We start from the raw sequence: 16,925 nt of genomic DNA, 5'->3' as shown, positions 1-16,925 counted from the left end.
GATGAAACCCTCGATACAAACCAAACTGGAAAACCTCGGCGAGCGCTTCGAGGAGATCACCGCACTGCTCACTCAACCGGAAGTGCAAAGCAACCAAAACCAATTCCGCAGCCTAAGCCAAGAATACGCCCAACTCGAACCCATCGTGGCCTGCTACAACGCTTATCGGGAAAACGAAGCTAATTTCGAATCGGCCAGGGAAATGGCCAAGGACAGCGACCCGGATTTACGGGAGATGGCCAAGGAGGAAATCGCCTCGACCGAACAACTGAGGGAACAACTCGAACAAGAACTGCAAATCCTGTTGCTACCCAAGGACCCCAACGACAACCGCAATATATTTCTCGAGGTTCGCGCCGGCACCGGCGGCGACGAAGCCGCGATCTTTTCCGGCGATCTGGCGCGCATGTACCAACGCTATGCCGAGCGCCAAGGTTGGAGCGTGGAAATCATCAACGAAAATCGCGGCGAGCACGGCGGCTATAAAGAGGTCATCCTGCGCGTGGCCGGCCAGAATGTGTATTCGCAACTGAAATTCGAGTCCGGCACACACCGGGTGCAACGCGTGCCGGAAACCGAATCGCAAGGCCGCGTGCATACATCGGCTTGCACCGTCGCGATCATGCCGGAAGTCGACAGCGTCGACGAAATCGAGATCAATCCGGCCGATTTGCGCATCGATACCTACCGCGCCTCTGGCGCCGGCGGTCAGCACGTCAACCGCACCGATTCGGCGATCCGGATCACTCATATTCCCACCGGCGTGGTGGTGGAATGCCAGGACGAACGTTCGCAACACAAAAACCGCGCCCGCGCGATGTCGGTACTGCAAGCGCGATTGCTGGCCGCCGAGCAGGAAAAGCAACACGCCGAGCAATCGGAAAGCCGCAAGCTGCAAGTCGGCAGCGGCGACCGTTCCGAGCGCATTCGCACTTACAATTATCCGCAAGGCCGACTCACCGACCACCGCATCAACCTGACCCTCTACAAACTCGAAGACATCATGGAAGGCGCCCTGGATCAAGTTATCCAACCCTTGATCCACGAACACCAAGCCGAACTGCTAACCCAACTGGGCAATGCTTGATAGTACCAAACCTGTCGTTGACCCCGGCTCTACCTCAATAGCAACGCTACTCGAGGCCGGCGAGCGGCAACTGGCAAACACGTCCCCGTCCGCGCGACTCGATGCCGAAGTATTGTTATGTCATTGCTTGCGGCAACCCCGCTCGTATTTGCGGGCCTGGCCGGAACGTCACCCGGACTTGCCGCAAACCGAAGAATTCCAGCGCATGCTCGAGCTGAGAAGCCAAGGCCACCCGGTCGCTTATCTACTCGGTCTGCGCGAATTCTGGTCGAGGGAATTTATCGTGACCCCGGACGTGCTGATTCCGCGCCCGGACAGCGAACTGTTGGTGGAACTCAGCCTCGTCTGGCTGGCAAGGGACCGGGCCGCCAAAATACTCGACCTCGGCACCGGCTCGGGAATACTGGCGATCACGCTCGCGGCGGAAAGGCCGTTGAGCACGGTTTTAGCCTGCGACAATTCCAGCCCGGCCTTGGCCGTCGCCGAACGCAACGCGGAGCGACTCGCGGTCGACAATGTCCGCTTCGTTGTTTCGGATTGGTTTGCGCAAGTGCCGGAACGAGACTTCGACCTGATCCTGAGCAATCCACCTTATATCGCCGCGGAAGACCCTCATTTGCAACAGGGCGATCTGCGTTTCGAACCGCGCTCTGCGCTGGTCAGCCAAAAACAGGGTTTGAGCGACATCGAGTCGATCGCCGAACAAGCCGGCCGGCATTTAAAGCCGGGCGGGCGTTTGTTGGTGGAGCACGGTTACGAGCAAGCCGCGCCGGTCCAAGCCATTTTCGACAATCACGGTTACCGGGCAGTCGCTACCCATCGCGACCTCGCCGGCAATCCCCGCGTTACTTCAGGCCTATGGCAACCCCTATGAATAAATCGGAAATCCAACTCCCGCGCAAACTCACCAACCAACTGTTGCACTTGGCGCAACTGTCGCCCGAGGCGGAAGTTTGCGGTCTAATCGGCGCCGACGCGGACGGCAAACCCATTAGCTGCTACCCGATCGCCAACGATGCCGAAACGCCCGGCACCCGCTTTTTGCTCGACAGCCGCCAACAAATTGCCGCGATGAAGCAGATGCGCGATAAAGGCGAAACACTATTCGCGATCTATCATTCCCATCCCAGCGCTCCGGCCGTCCCGTCGCCGGCCGACATCGAGCAAAGCGGATATCCGACGGCCTTGCAATTGATCGTTTCGTTGAATACCAAAGGCGTATTGGAATTGCGCGCCTTTCAAATTCACAACGGCGTCAGCCGGGAAGCGATACTGACGATGACCGAATCCTGAACGGATTATTTACATTTCAGATTGTATTTCTGCACCCGATAGCGCAGAGTTTCACGCGTCATGCCCAACATGCGGGCCGCGGCAGTGACATTTTCGTCGGTCCGGTTCAACACTTCCTGAATCACGAATTTCTCGATGTCCTGCAAACTCAAGCTGCCGTCCAGCGGTAAATAAATGCCGTCGCCGCGCACGCCCGCCGATGTTTGACCGCCGAGATCCGGTAACTGCAACCATTGTTCCGGAAAATTCTCATCGCTGGCCAACAGGACGCAACGCTCCAACACGTTGTGCAATTCGCGGATATTGCCCGGCCAGTCGTAACGCTTGAGCGCCTGCCAGGCTGTTTCGGAAATATTGCGGACGTTTTTGGCCGACTTGCGATTACTGTCGGCGATGAATATCGGCACCAATTCGTCCAAGTCCTGTTTACGCTCGCGTAACGGCGGCACCCGCAGACTCATCACGTTCAGCCGGTGATACAAATCCCGCCGAAACTGCCCGTCCCTGACCTTTTCGGCCAAATCCAGATTGGTTGCGGCGATGATCTGCACGTCAATGTCGATTTCGGACTCGCCGCCCAAGCGACGAATCCGCAAGTCCTCGACGGCTTTCAACAGTTTGGTTTGCAGCTCCAGATCCATCTCGCCGATCTCGTCCAGAAACAAGGTGCCGGTATGGGCCTGCTCGAACAGGCCGCGATGGCGCTTCTTGGCGCCGGTAAATGCCCCAGCCTCGTAGCCGAACAACTCCGATTCCAATAATTCCCTGGGCAAGGCCGCGCAATTGATTTCGATCAACGGCGCGTGGGAGCGCGCGCCGGCGCAATGCAGGATACGAGCGATCAAACCCTTGCCGGTGCCGGTTTCGCCGCTGACGATCAGACTGGAAAACGGCACTTGGGCAATCTGCGTCATCATGCCGCGCAGCGCCACCGACGCCGGGCTGCCGCCGATCAGCGCGTCGACGCTGTAGCGGCGCTGTTGGGCCGTTGCCTGCTGCAATACTCGGCGCTGTGCCCTGGCGCTACGGGCCGCGCCCTCGACCAACAAATTCAAGCGCTCCAATTCGCAGGGCTTTTCGACGAAATCGTAAGCCCCCAAACGCACCGCGCGTACCGAATCGGCGACGCTACCGTAACCGGTCAAAAACACCCATTCGCTGCTGCAAGCGTTTTTATCCTTGATCCGCTCCAGCAAATCCAGAGCGTTGCCGTCGGGCAGATTCATATCCGACAAAACCACGAGCGGATCGATGGCCTGTTTCAACAAATGCTCTTCGGCTTCGCGTATCGATTCGGTCACCGAAACTTCCCAGTTCTTCTTTCGGAAAAATCGGGCCAGCTCCGAGCCGAGCAGGGTTTCGTCCTCGATAATCAGCAACGTGTCGTTCATGTTCGGTCAATGCTCCCAGGAGGCCAAATCTTCAATCGGTTCCAAATGGGTGTCGATGTCGATATTATCGAAGCAATCCATCAAACGGCTTTCGATTTCCTCCAGCAAATCGTGGCCTTGCTGGACGCTCCAACCACCCGGTACCAAAACGTGCACCGACATGAAGCGCCGCGCGCCGGCGTAGCGGGTACGCAAGGCGTGGTAAGCAATACCGCGCTCGACCGCGTAATGCTCCAACACCTGAATAATTTCCCTGACTTCGTCCGGCGCCATCGCCGCGTCCATCAGCCCGGCAACCGTCCGAGTAATCAACTGAAATCCGGCCCAAACGATTTGCACGGCCACCAGAAACGCAATCAGCGGGTCGAGCACGTCCCACCCTGCGAGTCCCAGTTGGTGGGCCAGCGCCAGTTCGCGGTCGTAGCGGTTGGCGACCGCGATCAGCGCAATGCCGCCTAAAATGCCGACCGTCGTCCAGACGTCGGTCATCAGATGCTTGCCGTCGGCCTCCAGAGTAATCGATTGACGTGAGCGCCCGACACCAATCAATATGCGCGCCACCGTCAGATTGATCAACGACGCGAACACCGACACCGCGATGCCTAAGTCGAGCTGCTGTAAAGCTTGCGGATGCCAAAGCCTTTCCCAGGCGGCAAAAGCGATACTGCAAGCCGCCAACACAATCATGATGCCCTCGGCGCCGCTGGAAAAATACTCGATCTTTTCGTGGCCGTAAGCGTGGCTATCGTCCGGCGGCCGGGCCGATACGCTCAGCACGATCACCATGATGATCGCGGCGACCAAGTTAATCAGCGATTCCAACGCATCGGACAGTAAACCGACCGAATCGGTCAACCAGTAGGCGTAACTTTTCAGCGCTATCGTGCTCAGCGCGGCCGCTATCGATAGCCAGCCGTAAGCCGTCAGCGAATTGGATTGAGACATAGGCGGAAAAACCATGAAAAAAGGCCGACTAGTCTAGCAGTTGCCGGCCGCCAAGCCCAAGCCGATCTAAACGGTCACCGGCAAATTCAGGGTGACGCAAGCGTGACCGTCCGGGCTGTTGCGCAGATCCAGCCGGCCTTGCCTATCCTTGACGAAGCGTTGCACCATCGCCAAGCCCAAACCGCTGCCGCCGTCCTTAAGGCTGACGAAAGGGCGAATGCCGTGCCGCAGGAAATCGCCGCTAAAGCCCGGCCCGCTATCGCTCACCGTCAATAGCAAGCGCCCGTTTTCGACCCTGCCGGTGACTCTGACCGTGCCGCTGTTGGGGCCTATCGCCTGTATCGAATTCAACAATAGATTGAGCAACACTTGCCGGAACTCGCTTTCCGGCAGGAATACGTGAACATCGGCGTCGATTTCGCAATCGAATCCGATATTTTCCTGAGCCTGATACTTCAGCAAGGTCAGCAGTTCGGCGACGACCGGCGCGACCGCGATCCGCTGTGCCGCCGCATCGTTGCCGCGCGCCGAAGCCAGTAAATCGTTCAAATTGCGCGTCAAGCGCTGCACTTCGCGATAGACCAACTGCATGCGTTCCGCCAAATCGCTGTCGCGGCATTCCGCCAACATATTTTCCAGCGCCAGTTGGATGCTGGCCAACGGATTGCGCAACTCGTGGGCAGTGCTGGCCGCCAATTCGGCCAGCGCCGCCAAGCGCTCGGCCTTGGCCAATTGCTGACTGCGTTCGAGCAATGCGTGCGTGGTTTGGCGCACCCGATATTCCAGCGACGCGGTATGTTCCAAATGCTCTTGCTCCAATTCGACCAAGCGAGACACCAGATGGTTGTAGCGATCGAATAACGAATGCATCAACGGATCGGAGGTGGTCCGGGTGATCGGTTTCATTTCACCTTCGGCCAGACCGGACAACAAGGCTTTCAAAGCGTCCAACGGCTCCAAGACGTTGTTTCGGAAGAAATAGCTAACCACCCAAAGCAACAAAAACGGCAAAATGACCGCCAGCTGCATTTCCAATTGACCATCGTCCTCGATGTTGATCAACAGTTTCTCTTCCTCCATGGCTTGCTTGTCCAGCACCTGCTTGATGACTTGCAAGGCTGTCAGCAGATTGGTGCGATCGCCTTGCACCGCCTTGGCGAATATGTCCTGCAATTGCTGCAAATCGACCGGAATCGCCGCGTCGTGATCTTGCAGACTGTCCAACAATTGCGCCTGAATCGCGGCTTTTTGAGCCTTCTCGGCGTCGCTGACCCCTTCCTCGGCCGACAAGCTGAGCTGCAAATGCAGCAATTCGAATATCGTTTCTTCCAGATGCCGGCCGCGGCCAATGTCCTGCTCTATGGTATGAATGCGTTGATCGTTCACCCAGGTCAGCCGACCGATGGCGGCCAATTCGCCAACCACCAGGATGCCCAGCACGAAGCTGACGAAAATGACCGGACGGAACAGCAACTGGCGCATCGTGGGGTACATAAACAACTACCTTGCAGTCAATGAATGCCGGCAAATTTACCACGGTACTCGGTCTCACCCAACGCACCATAAAAAAACCGCCTCGTCCTTTTCAGGAATCGAGGCGGCTTTTGGTGATTAGCAGGCATCCTTGCCCGAAACGGCAACTACCAGTCAACTTGCGCGCGCAATTCAACCACGTCGAAGTTGGAACTGTTATAGGCGCGAGCACGAGCGTTCGCCGAGCCGTTTGCGGCGTTAATTACGCCGGCAGTGTCGATGTTTAAGGCATGGACAAAGTTAGCCATCATCCGAATATGCGAGTTCGGATACCAGTTAATACCGAACTTGGCGGTTTGCGCACGGCCACCGTTGATGCTGCCGTCGATCAAGTTCAAATAATCGTAACCGGCCGCGAGTTCCCACGCGCCCCAGCCGCCGCGCGCGCTGAAGTTGCGGTTAGGCTTGATTCTATCCCAAGCGCCGGTAGATGTTTTGTACGCTCTCGATTCGCCGGTCAGGAAGTAGCTGGCGTAACCGTACCAACCGTTCAACATCTCGTCGTGATAACCTTTACCGGAAACGTTGGCCTGAATGTATTCGGCTTGTGCCGAGAACGGACCGTAGACCAACGCGGTTTCACCACCGAAACGAGCTATGCGTTGGGCAATTCTGGAACCGTTGGTAGCGGTTAAGTTACCCGTGTTGAGAATATAGGTTCTATCGACATTGGTGTTGATCTGGTTGCCGAAACTGATGCCGCCGTTGCTGAACGTACCGTTCGCCAGGAAATTATTTTCAATCTGGCGCTCGGAACCCGACAAACCGACATGCAAAAACTTGGTTTTGTCTTCGAACCAAGGCAGACCGGTCACCCGGCCGGTAACGCCCCAACCGGTATCGCCGGAGCCGTTATTGCGGTTGGTGTTACCCATCGCATTCAAGGAACTGGTGCTGCTCGTCGCGCCGCCCGAGCCGACCGATTCGGTCTGCAATGCCATATTCGCGGTCCAACGCGGTTCCGAGTAACCTAAACCCAAGCCGACTTTGTAAGCATTGTCGTTATCCGAGAACGTATTAACCACGTTATTACGCTCGATGAAGGTCAAATAGCGGTTGCTGGTGGCTTCTTCCATGCTGAACGGTTCTTTGAACTGACCAACTTTCACTTGAAACGGCGCGTAGCCGTTCCAAGTCAGGAAGGCGTCGGTTAGACCACTCGCCACCGTACCGTTGCCGCGCGCAAAGTCGTATTCGAACTTGTAGCCGAAATCCTTGTAATAACTACCCTCGATACCGATCCTCGCGCGACGGATGCCGGCACCGTCGGCCAATTGATTAGTGGTACTCGCCCCGGTCGGGTCGGCGATACCGTGGTTGCTCAAGCCCGAGACATTGGTTTGGGAATCCACTTGCATACGGCCGTTGATCATCATTTCGAAATTGCCGTCCTTGCTTTCGAACTTGATGCCTTTTTCGTTGATTTGCAACTCGCCGTATTTCTCGTCCTTGACGTGTTCGTCCAACGCTTTCAATTCGTTGTTTTTCAATGCCAATTCTTCCTTAATGTGCGCGATCTCGGCTTTCTGTGCGCTCATCTCGGCTTTTTGGTTTGCACCGTCTTCCACTCGCTCGAACGAACCCAGCTTGGCCCGGCCTGGACCCGGCTCGGCAAAAATCTGCTGGGTTTTTGTATCCACGTATAAGTCCAATGCCAGTGCTTGACCGGCCGTACCGGCGCCCAACACCGCCGCCACCGCCAAACCCAGTTTAGAAAACTTCATTTCGATGTCTCCGATATTTAATAAAATCAACACATTACCGAGCCGCTTTCGGCTGTTCGGCGAGTTGGGAGGCATTTTAGGCAGGCAATATGACAACTTTGTGACAGCGTGACAGCAACGCAAAAAAACGTCGTGTTTTTGCGACAAGGTCCACGATGCCGAAAACTAATTCGAGTAGCTATTCGGAGGGCGTTTGGCAGAAGGCGGTTACCAATGCCTGACGTTAAACGGCGACAGTCCATGTAAGTCATTGGCTGAGCTGGCAATCCCCGCCGCTGGCTGAGCGGACAATATAGCCGCTGGCTGAGCGAAGTCGAAGCCAGCCATTTCGCTTCGACTCCGCTCAGCGAACGGCACCTTGGACATCAAGGTGTTTATCCCCCGTTTCGAATTCTACTTTGTCGGATATGTTTAAGGCCGCCATGTCCGCCGGGAAGCGGGTATCCAGTGCCCGGAAGTTAAACAGCGACCGTCCATGTCAGCCGCTGGCTGAGCGGGCAATGCAAGCCTGTGGCTGGGCGGACAAGGTAGCCGCTGGCTGAGCGGAGTCGAAGCCGGCCATTTCGCTTCGACTCCGCTCAGCCAGCGGCACCTTGGACATCAAGGTGTTTATCCCCCGTTTCGAATTCTACTTTGTCGGATATGTTTAAGGCCGCCATGCCCGTCGGGAAGCGGGTATCCAGTGCCCGGAAGTTAAACGGCGACCGTCCATGTCAGCCGCTGGCTGAGCGGAGTCGAAGCCAGCCATTTCGCTTCGACTCCGCTTAGCGAACGGCACCTTGGACATCAAGGTGTTTATCCCCCGTTTCGAATTCTACTTTGTCGGATATGTTCAAGACCGTCATGCCGGCCGGGAAGCAGGCATCCAGCGCCACGGATGGTTGGCTTAAATCCGTCCAATGGAACCCAAGCGGGTTGGCACCGCCGGCACCCCACTCGTTATCCGCTCCTTGTCGCGAGCGCATGCCCGGCTTTTTGTCGCAGTCCCGACAAAGCAAGCCGCATAATCAAGCAATCGCCGAAGGGAATCGCCATTCGGCATACCGCTTTCAACCGAAGACCAAGCGCGCCCCTCAGTAAATTCAAGTGCTAGAGTCAAATAATCGACGACCCAACATCGGACAGCCGAACTGGCATCCAATTTGATAGCCAAATCGAGTGCCCTTAACGATTCCCCTCGGAACTAGACCATGACGATTTATGCGATAGGTAGTATCGACGGCCATTTCAGTGCTTTGCGCAAATGCTTGGAAGATGTCGGCTTCGATCCCGCAACCGACCGCTTATGGCTGACCGGCAACCTGGTCGGCGCCGGGCTGGAATCGCTGGAGGTTCTGCGTTACGTCAAGGGACTGGGAAAAAGCGCGGTCTGCGTGCTGGGCAACCAAGATCTGGAATTATTGATGCAAGCCGCCGGCTTCTCGCCCGCTCAAGGCAGCAACCGCGCGGTGCTGGAAGCCCCGGACCGCGACGAATTACTGAATTGGCTGCGCCGGCGAGGCCTGATCCACCACGACAGCAAGCTTAATTACACCCTGGTTCACAGCGGCATACCGGCCGAATGGACCCGTAGCCAGATGCTGACCTTTGCCTACGAAGTCGAGTCGGTACTGTCGCAAAGCAATTATCTGGCCTTTCTGGAGAACCGCAAACAGGATCAATCGCGCTGGCACGCCAAATTACGCGGTTGGAAACGTTTGAATTACATCGCCAACGCACTCACTCAAATGAAATATTGCACGGAACAGGGCAAGATGGATTTCCAAGCTCGCGGCCCGGTTTCCTCACAAGCCGCCGGCCTGATGCCATGGTACCGCTTGCCGGACCGGCCTACCGCTAGCCAACGCGTCGTGTTTGCCGACGACGCGGGTTTTCAGGATGAGCCGTTTACCGGGGCGGTGCCGCTACCGGCCGTCGGCGACCCTTCGGCATTGAGAGCGCTGGATACGCTGGCTTAGCAAGGTAACGCCGCAGCCTCGTCACTATCTGGCCCGAAGCAGCAGGCGAACGGTCGCTCTGGCAAAGCGCCCAAGCAAGCGCGGATTCCAACCCGATACAGAAACGCTGACCCTGCTCACCAGCAGCATCGGCACACTTTTGCGATTCGCACCACAAAGCTTATGTATCCTCAATCTGCTTTTTATTGAAGAAGTTTCCCAGTAGTTGGCATCAGGGACCCTCCATAACCAAGGGATGTTCCTGCGGTGTTTGGGCGATGGGGCAGCACAGGAAGGGTTTCGATTGAAATGCTTGCCGGCTTAGCACTTGTAAGCGGTGACGTATGCATCGGCCTGCGCGAGCTACGCCCTCAAGCGGTTGCCGCACCGAACAGCAAACCGACGCCGGCGGTTACGATCATCGACAACATCCCCCAAAACGAAACCCGTCCGACCGCCAACCACACCGATGCGCCGCCGGCCCTCGCGGACAGTGCACCCAACGACATCAGCGCCAACAAGGAAATCGCCCCTACCGCACTAATCAAGGGCAATGCAGCCGATCCGCCAAACGCAATCAGCCATCGGCTGACTGGAGCTAACGGCAAATGCGGGAAAATCATCGCCATCGAAAGCGGCAACAAAGCGCCCAGCGAAAATGTCAGAGCCGAGACGATACTAGCCTGCAGGGGCCTAGCGGCGGCGATATCCGTTAGACCCAGTTCATCCCGCGCGTGGGCCGCCAAAGCATCGTGCGCCATCAATTGTTCGGCCACTTGTCGAGCCAGTTCGGGTTGTAGCCCTCTACTCACGTAGATCGTTGTCAGTTCGTTTAGCTCGTGATGGCGATTTTCCGCCAACTCCCGCGCTTCCCGCTTTAAATCGGCTTGTTCGGTATCGACTTGCGAGCTTACCGATACGTATTCGCCGGCCGCCATCGACATGGCGCCGGCCATCAGTCCGGCAACGCCACTGACCACTATCGATTGCGGGTCGGCATGGGAAGCCGCCACACCGATAATGAGGCTCGATACCGACACAATGCCGTCGTTGGCGCCTAACACCGCGGCCCGCAACCAGCCGATTCTCGTCGCGTTATGGAATTCCAAATGTTTCAACTTGACTCCTAGCCATCGATAATGTCGTAGCGGCGCTTGCGATTCTATTGATAAGTGTCATCGATGTCTTTTTTACCCGTCAGCATGGCTTTCACCAAGTTTTCTTTGTCGACGCGGCTGGAAACCACGACACCTAAAACATGCAATAACACCAGCAACAATGTCGAATTGGCAAAAAACTCATGCAACTCTTCCCAAAACTCCTCGCTTTGCCGACCCACCCGTTCTCCGGCATCAGCTGATTTGCCGTCCTCATCGTCATCCTTAGCCTCGTCCGCCTTGGCAGCGGCAATAAATCGGAATGACGTTTCCGCGTGCCCTATCGATACCGCGAAAGGTCCTTTATTGTCCTCGACCGCGTATAACTTCATGCCGGTCAACGCGGTTCCGCTCAAACTTAAGAGCAAGGCGATCACCATCGCGCCGCCGGCCGGATTGTGGCCTATATAATGCTGCGACTTTCCGGCGGCTAAGTTTTTCAGATACGCGAATACCCTTGCCGGCGAGTAAACAAAACGGTTGAAGCGCGCATACTTGCCGCCGATCAGCCCCCACGCCAATCGAAGCAACAGGTAGCCGGCAACGCAATACCCGGCCCAAACGTGTACGGTCATAAGGTCGTCTTCGGTTAAATAGGCGGTAAAGAAGGCAAGCACCAAAGTCCAGTGTCCAATTCGAATCACCGGGTCCCATACGTTCACTACTTGTTTAGCGTTTCTCATGACATGTCTCCAACCGGATGTCCGATACGAATTAAGTTGGAACGAATAGTGGGTTAAACTGCGACTTTTAACATCCGTCATCCGACGGATAAGCGACGATCCGTGGCGTTAATCGACGATAACAAACGTTTCAACCTGTGGGCCATAGCCGTCAGCCTGCTGGTGTTCGTGCTGATTGCTATCGATCTGTTCGGCGACTATCGCAATGGCGTGTCCTGGACGCACTTGCTGACCGAAGTGGTCATTTTGATGTTGTCGCTGGCGGGACTGGTCTACTTCGGCCGGCTAAGCTACCAACTCGCGCAGTCTAAAATTTCCGGACTGACCCAGGATTTGGCACTAGCCGAGCAACAAGCCCGGCAATGGCGGGAAACCAATCGCGAACTGGTCGCCGGGCTGGCTGCTCAAATTCAGAAGCAGTTTGATCTTTGGCATTTGACGCCGGCGGAAACGGAAGTCGGCTTGTTGATTTTGAAAGGCCTCGGTCTGAGCGATATCGCCGAGCTGCGGCGGACCAGCGAACGCACCATACGCGACCAAGCGCAAGCGGTTTATCGCAAGGCCGGGGTCGCCGGACGCAGCGAACTGTCGGCCTTTTTTTTAGAAGACTTACTCCCGCCGCGATAAGCCGCCGACCTCCGCCACGCTTGTTAGCGACAAGCAAACCTCGGACGATTCGTGCGCCTACAAGCCCGGCGCCGGGCTAACGCCGCCGGCCGCTCATGCAATCCAAAGGTCGGTCGCGACGACCGGGCCATGGTTGGCCACTAAAACGATCGGTACCGCCGCCGTGCTGCCGGTACCGTCGGCATCGTAATACAACGTCCCGGAGGATGGATCGTATACCACCCTGTCACTGGCATCGTGGGCGTTAGCGCCCAGGTAAAACCGCTCGTCGTCCATCGCCAATCGACCTAAGCCGCCAATGTTCTTACAGACGGCATCGTCCAGTTGAATACGGTCGGTTCCGCTAGCGAAATCCAGCATGCTGTCGAGATTGGCCTTCGAAAACTTGGTATCAAAAACGAAGATGTCCTCGCCATCGCCGCCAATCAACACATCCTTACCTTTCAAACCGCGTAGTACGTCGTTGCCGCCGCCGCCGTCCAGACGATTACCGACGTTGCCGCCGCTTAAATAATCCGCTTGATCGCCGCCGATCAGGTTTTCTATTCCGACGAAACGGTCGTTGCCCACGCCGGTCGCTTGCGCGCCGCTGGTCAGCAAACTCACCGATACGCCATTACCGGCCTCGGCAAAGGTGACGGTATCGATACCGGCCCCGCCGTTAAACAGGTCGTCGCCCAAGCTACCGAGGAGCCAATCGTTGCCGGCTCCACCCAACAGGCTATCGTTGCCCAAACGGCCGTCCAGCGTGTCGTCGCCGGCGGCACCGGTCAGTACGTTGCCGCCGCTATTGCCGGTGATCGTATTCGCCAAGCTATTGCCTTTCCCGGCGATGGAGTTGGCGCCGGTCAGCGTGAGATTTTCCAAAAACTTGGTCAGCGTGAAGCTAACGCCGGCTTCCACGGTATCGACGCCCTGCCCGGCAAGTTCCACGATTTTGTCCTTGAGGTTATCGACGATATAGGTGTCGTTACCGGCCCCGCCGATCAGGTTGTCGGCGCCGGTCCCGCCGTCGAGCCAATCGTCGCCGGCCAGGCCGTTCAACGTATCGTTACCCCCCAAACCGAAGATCGCATCGGCCCGGTCCCCGCCAAAATAGCCTATCGCGTCATCGTTTCCGACCGTGGTTGCCACGGTATGGATGGTGATTTGAACCGGACTGCTGGTCTGCCCCTCGCCGTCGCTGATGCGGATCGTCAGAACCCGCGACTCCGGGTTATAGGAATTGGCTTGCGGGTCGTTTTGGTAGGCCAAGGCTTGGATTAAGGCCTCGATCGCGGCCGGCGTCGCATAGTCCGTCGTAAAGTGGCAAACCAATCGCCCGCCGTGCGCCCCGTTCTCTATCGCATCCAACTCGGCAAACACATGGCCGTCGTAGGACAGCGCCCGCCCGGACACTTCGATACCGCCCACGCCATCCACGAAAGACAGATTGTCGCTATATGAGCCCGCGAAATAGGGATCGTAGGAAACCAGTAACTGCCCGCGCACCAAGTTATTGGTAATAGCATCGCTGACACCGACGTCGCCGTCCACGATTTGCGGCGTCCGGCTTTGGAACGGCCCGGCGAAGGTCGCATCGTCGACGCCCGACAGCACCGGCAATTGATTCGCCGCGAACGTCAAATGACGGTCATCCTCGACGGTGACTAGCTCGAGCACGTTTTTCTGCAATTCGGCGGCGACCGCGGCACTATCGCCGCCGAATTGCGAGTCGCCCCAGGTCACTACCGAACCGTCCGCCCGCAACGCGGCAAACGCCACGCCACTGCTGACCAGTTGCACGACATCGACCGTGCCATCCAATGCGGCGCTGACCGTACTACTGTCGCCGCCCGTGAACGCATAGCCCCACGTCACCACCGAGCCATCGGCCCGCAACGCGGCAAAGGCGCCATTCGTGGCGCAAACGTTCATCACGTCGATAGTCCCGTCGATTTCGTCCGCCACGGCCGAGCTGTCGCCGCCGTATTGCGCATCGCCCCAAGTCACGACCGAGCCGTCGGCACGCACCGCGGCAAACGCATTCTCGGTCGCGTAGATATCCGCCACGTCCACCGTGCCGTTCAGCGAGCTTGCCACGGAACGACTGTCGCCACCGTCGGATGCCCGTCCCCAGGTCACCACCGAACCGTCGGAACGCAATGCCGCGAACGCATACAACGAGGAAAAAATCCACACCACGTCAACAGTGCCGTCCAATTGATCGGCAACCACGCCGCTGTTACCGCCCCACGTCGATTCGCCCCAAGTCACCACCGAACCATCGGCGCGAATAGCGGCGAAGGATACGAAATTCGCCGCGATGCTCAGCACATCCAGCGAGCCATCGAGTTGACCGGCGACCGTGCTAGCATCGCCGCCGAACGGTGAAAATCCCCAAGTAACGACCGAGCCGTCGGCGCGAAGCGCGGCAAAAGCATAGCCGGTAGAAGAAATGTCCAGGACATCGACCGTACCGTCCAACTGACCGGCCACGCCGCTGCTATCGCCGGCATAATACGACGAACCCCAGGTCACCACCGACCCGTCGACACGTAAGGCGGCGAAATCCTGGCTGGTTGAAAACACTTGTTCCACATCGATCGTGCCGTCCAGTTGCGCCGCGATCGGGTCCGAACTGTTGAAAGCGGCGATGGAACCCCAGGTCACCAACGATCCGTCCGCGCGCAACGCCGCAAACGCGCCGAATTGGGTCGAGAACATTTGTAGCGCCGGCACGCTGCCGTCCAGCGCTTGCATCGCGTCGCGGTAATCGCCGAGGCTTGCGCCCCAAACCGACACGGAACCGTCCGCATGCAAGGCGGCGAAACTGGAGCCGGACGAATACACATGCACGACATCCTTCTCGCCGTTGAGCTGGCTAGCCATCTCCCCGGAATAATCCGTAGTCCCACCCCAGGTTATCACCGCACCATTCGTTTTAATCGCGGCAAAACTAAACGGATTTTGCCATGCACCGGCCGTGTGGCCTGGAAATAACCAGGTATTGGCATCATTGATATTGTCCAGCAAGCCGGAGTCGGACAGGCTGGGCGCCTGTGCCTCGGTCTCTCCTGCTTGCACTTCAAGCAGGCTGTTACTGCCCAAAGCCGACAGGCCGGTCATGTCCGCCGCCGCCACGCCGCCCCCCTCAAGTCAGCTAACCGCCCGAGAAACTGTCTACCGTCGTCGCCGTTAATTTCGCTAGCTCCCAAAGACAAAGCGGCCTCGCTGCCGCGCGAGTACGGATGGATTGCACTCAGCAATTGATTTAGACTCGTATTTTCTGATTTCGGAGGTTTCCATACATAGTCCTTTAATGGCAAAAATCACCGCACGCCTATTTTCCAATTTTCTCATTCTCCGACTCTGGCAGCCCTCCGAAGAGCAAGAGGGCGGATGTACCAAAATTTGAACAGCCGAAGGCGTATATAGTGACGTTACGACGATGTGCGCGTCAATCCTGTGACGGCCCGGCGCCCGTGACAGCGCCGGCCGGCTTGCCAAGCGGATAAGCGGATAAGCGGATAGGTTAGAAACCGAAGCGCGACGTCCCAATAGTAAACAACGGAGCGAGTTGGATGGGAATTGAAAAACCTCGGCGCACCCGGAGTAGCCCAATTTGCACCATACCCAACACAAACAAGAACAAAGATGAGGGTATCGGAACGATTCGCGGCGGCGGTGGCGGCGGGACATCAATGTAAGTCCAAGTTCCCGGCGCGCTGGAATACACTACGCCACCGTCGCTTGGAAAGCCGCTGCCGGTGTCGCTTACCGAGTAAGATTCGAAAAAATTGGTCCCGTCGAAGCGACTCACGCTAGTATAAGTTGCTATGCGCGCATCGCCCCGATAGCTTGTGAAATCCCAACGAGTGACCTCACCATTTTCGTAACTTAACGTCCCGTTAATGCCCGAAAACCCGCAACAATCGTAGGAATTTGCAGCGAAAAAGCTAAATAAGCCGTTGCCCAAATCCTCGGTGATCGCAATAGGGATGGAAATGGTTCCGAACCCACCCCAATAAGGGTTCTGTTCGTTACCGCTAAACGGCTGATAAATAAAATCCGCTTTGGTTGAGCTTGCAACCAAAAGCAGTATGACACCTAAAATAGGACAAGCTTTCATAACGAATCCTCCTGGTTTAACACGCAAGTTACGCCGGAACAAAATACCATAACTTTATTGTGATTAATACCTTTCCATCTTTTTTACTATGAAAGTCACCGAACGCGGTCACCCAATTCGGTGTCGGAACGCTGTCAATCGCGGCTAAAGCCGCTCCCACGCCGTTGACTTTCATTTGCCGGGGCGACGTAGCAGTTTCTTGAGCGTTAGCTCAACGTCTGGCAAACACCGGAATGCCAATGCTGAAATTTGGATAGCTCTTCGTTTCTCCGCGACTTTACTAAAGTGTTAAAGATGTAGGCGACACCCTGGACTTTTTGATTTTGCTATGACGGAGACCCTACCGGCGACCCAAAGGGCATGCGTGGAACCATTTCAACAGGCCCGTTAATGCTATCCGCAAGCTTGTTTTTGCCGGGAAAGCGATCAATGAGCTA

Annotated in this window: 13 protein-coding genes; 5 read left to right on the top strand and 8 right to left on the bottom strand. The window is 56.8% G+C overall.

Features of this window, described 5'->3' with window-relative positions:
- Nucleotide 1 precedes the first annotated feature (1 nt).
- The 3 genes from prfA to ACQE3D_RS03525 are packed head-to-tail and all read left to right on the top strand — an operon-like array spanning nt 2 to nt 2,380.
- The gene (prfA, locus tag ACQE3D_RS03535) at nt 2-1,087 is read left to right on the top strand and encodes a peptide chain release factor 1 (RefSeq protein ID WP_064025734.1); all 1,086 of its coding nucleotides are present in this window, start codon (nt 2-4) and stop codon (nt 1,085-1,087) included.
- A complete protein-coding gene (prmC, locus tag ACQE3D_RS03530; protein WP_313729065.1) occupies nt 1,080-1,961 on the top strand; it encodes a peptide chain release factor N(5)-glutamine methyltransferase in 882 nt (293 codons plus the stop codon). The genes prfA and prmC overlap by 8 nt, the downstream gene beginning before the upstream one ends.
- The gene (locus tag ACQE3D_RS03525) at nt 1,958-2,380 is read left to right on the top strand and encodes a M67 family metallopeptidase (RefSeq protein ID WP_313729066.1); all 423 of its coding nucleotides are present in this window, start codon (nt 1,958-1,960) and stop codon (nt 2,378-2,380) included. Before prmC ends, ACQE3D_RS03525 begins: the two co-directional genes overlap by 4 nt.
- Before the next feature lie 5 nt (nt 2,381-2,385).
- On the opposite strand, the gene ACQE3D_RS03520 is transcribed toward ACQE3D_RS03525, so the two are convergent.
- The 4 genes from ACQE3D_RS03520 to ACQE3D_RS03505 all read right to left on the bottom strand — a co-directional run bounded on the left by ACQE3D_RS03520 (nt 2,386) and on the right by ACQE3D_RS03505 (nt 7,973).
- Nucleotides 2,386-3,771 (bottom strand): sigma-54-dependent transcriptional regulator, encoded by a 1,386-nt coding sequence (locus ACQE3D_RS03520; protein WP_313729067.1) that lies wholly within the window; start codon nt 3,769-3,771, stop codon nt 2,386-2,388.
- A 6-nt stretch (nt 3,772-3,777) separates the two neighbouring features.
- Nucleotides 3,778-4,716 (bottom strand): cation diffusion facilitator family transporter, encoded by a 939-nt coding sequence (locus tag ACQE3D_RS03515; RefSeq protein WP_064025726.1) that lies wholly within the window; start codon nt 4,714-4,716, stop codon nt 3,778-3,780.
- A gap of 66 nt (nt 4,717-4,782) precedes the next feature.
- Nucleotides 4,783-6,210: an ATP-binding protein gene (locus ACQE3D_RS03510; protein WP_313729068.1), complete on the bottom strand. Its 1,428-nt coding sequence runs from the start codon at nt 6,208-6,210 to the stop codon at nt 4,783-4,785.
- 146 nt (nt 6,211-6,356) lie between these two features.
- Nucleotides 6,357-7,973 (bottom strand): OprO/OprP family phosphate-selective porin, encoded by a 1,617-nt coding sequence (locus tag ACQE3D_RS03505; RefSeq protein WP_313729069.1) that lies wholly within the window; start codon nt 7,971-7,973, stop codon nt 6,357-6,359.
- A 1,190-nt stretch (nt 7,974-9,163) separates the two neighbouring features.
- Here ACQE3D_RS03505 and ACQE3D_RS03500 point away from each other — a divergent pair.
- Nucleotides 9,164-9,931 carry a symmetrical bis(5'-nucleosyl)-tetraphosphatase gene (locus ACQE3D_RS03500; RefSeq protein ID WP_313729070.1) on the top strand — a complete coding sequence of 256 codons (768 nt, stop codon included), beginning with the start codon at nt 9,164-9,166 and terminating at the stop codon, nt 9,929-9,931.
- A gap of 350 nt (nt 9,932-10,281) precedes the next feature.
- On the opposite strand, the gene ACQE3D_RS03495 is transcribed toward ACQE3D_RS03500, so the two are convergent.
- Nucleotides 10,282-11,028 carry a VIT1/CCC1 transporter family protein gene (locus ACQE3D_RS03495; RefSeq protein ID WP_313729071.1) on the bottom strand — a complete coding sequence of 249 codons (747 nt, stop codon included), beginning with the start codon at nt 11,026-11,028 and terminating at the stop codon, nt 10,282-10,284.
- A 44-nt stretch (nt 11,029-11,072) separates the two neighbouring features.
- Nucleotides 11,073-11,750, bottom strand: coding sequence for a cytochrome b/b6 domain-containing protein (locus ACQE3D_RS03490; protein ID WP_313729072.1), 678 nt, complete (start codon nt 11,748-11,750; stop codon nt 11,073-11,075).
- 102 nt (nt 11,751-11,852) lie between these two features.
- Here ACQE3D_RS03490 and ACQE3D_RS03485 point away from each other — a divergent pair, with 102 nt between their 5' ends.
- Nucleotides 11,853-12,377, top strand: coding sequence for a helix-turn-helix transcriptional regulator (locus ACQE3D_RS03485; RefSeq protein ID WP_313729073.1), 525 nt, complete (start codon nt 11,853-11,855; stop codon nt 12,375-12,377).
- A gap of 93 nt (nt 12,378-12,470) precedes the next feature.
- Here ACQE3D_RS03485 and ACQE3D_RS03480 read toward each other — a convergent pair whose 3' ends face one another.
- Together ACQE3D_RS03480 and ACQE3D_RS03475 are read right to left on the bottom strand one after the other, a co-directional pair.
- The gene (locus tag ACQE3D_RS03480) at nt 12,471-15,485 is read right to left on the bottom strand and encodes a hypothetical protein (RefSeq protein WP_313729074.1); all 3,015 of its coding nucleotides are present in this window, start codon (nt 15,483-15,485) and stop codon (nt 12,471-12,473) included.
- 406 nt (nt 15,486-15,891) lie between these two features.
- Nucleotides 15,892-16,488 (bottom strand): hypothetical protein, encoded by a 597-nt coding sequence (locus ACQE3D_RS03475; RefSeq protein ID WP_313729075.1) that lies wholly within the window; start codon nt 16,486-16,488, stop codon nt 15,892-15,894.
- Nucleotides 16,489-16,925 lie beyond the last annotated feature (437 nt).

It is taken from the genome of Methylomonas sp. MS20 (assembly GCF_050275925.1).
Lineage (GTDB): Bacteria > Pseudomonadota > Gammaproteobacteria > Methylococcales > Methylomonadaceae > Methylomonas > Methylomonas koyamae_A.
The sequence above is the reverse complement of the archived record's forward strand: the minus strand, read 5'-3'. Positions and strand labels throughout refer to the sequence as shown.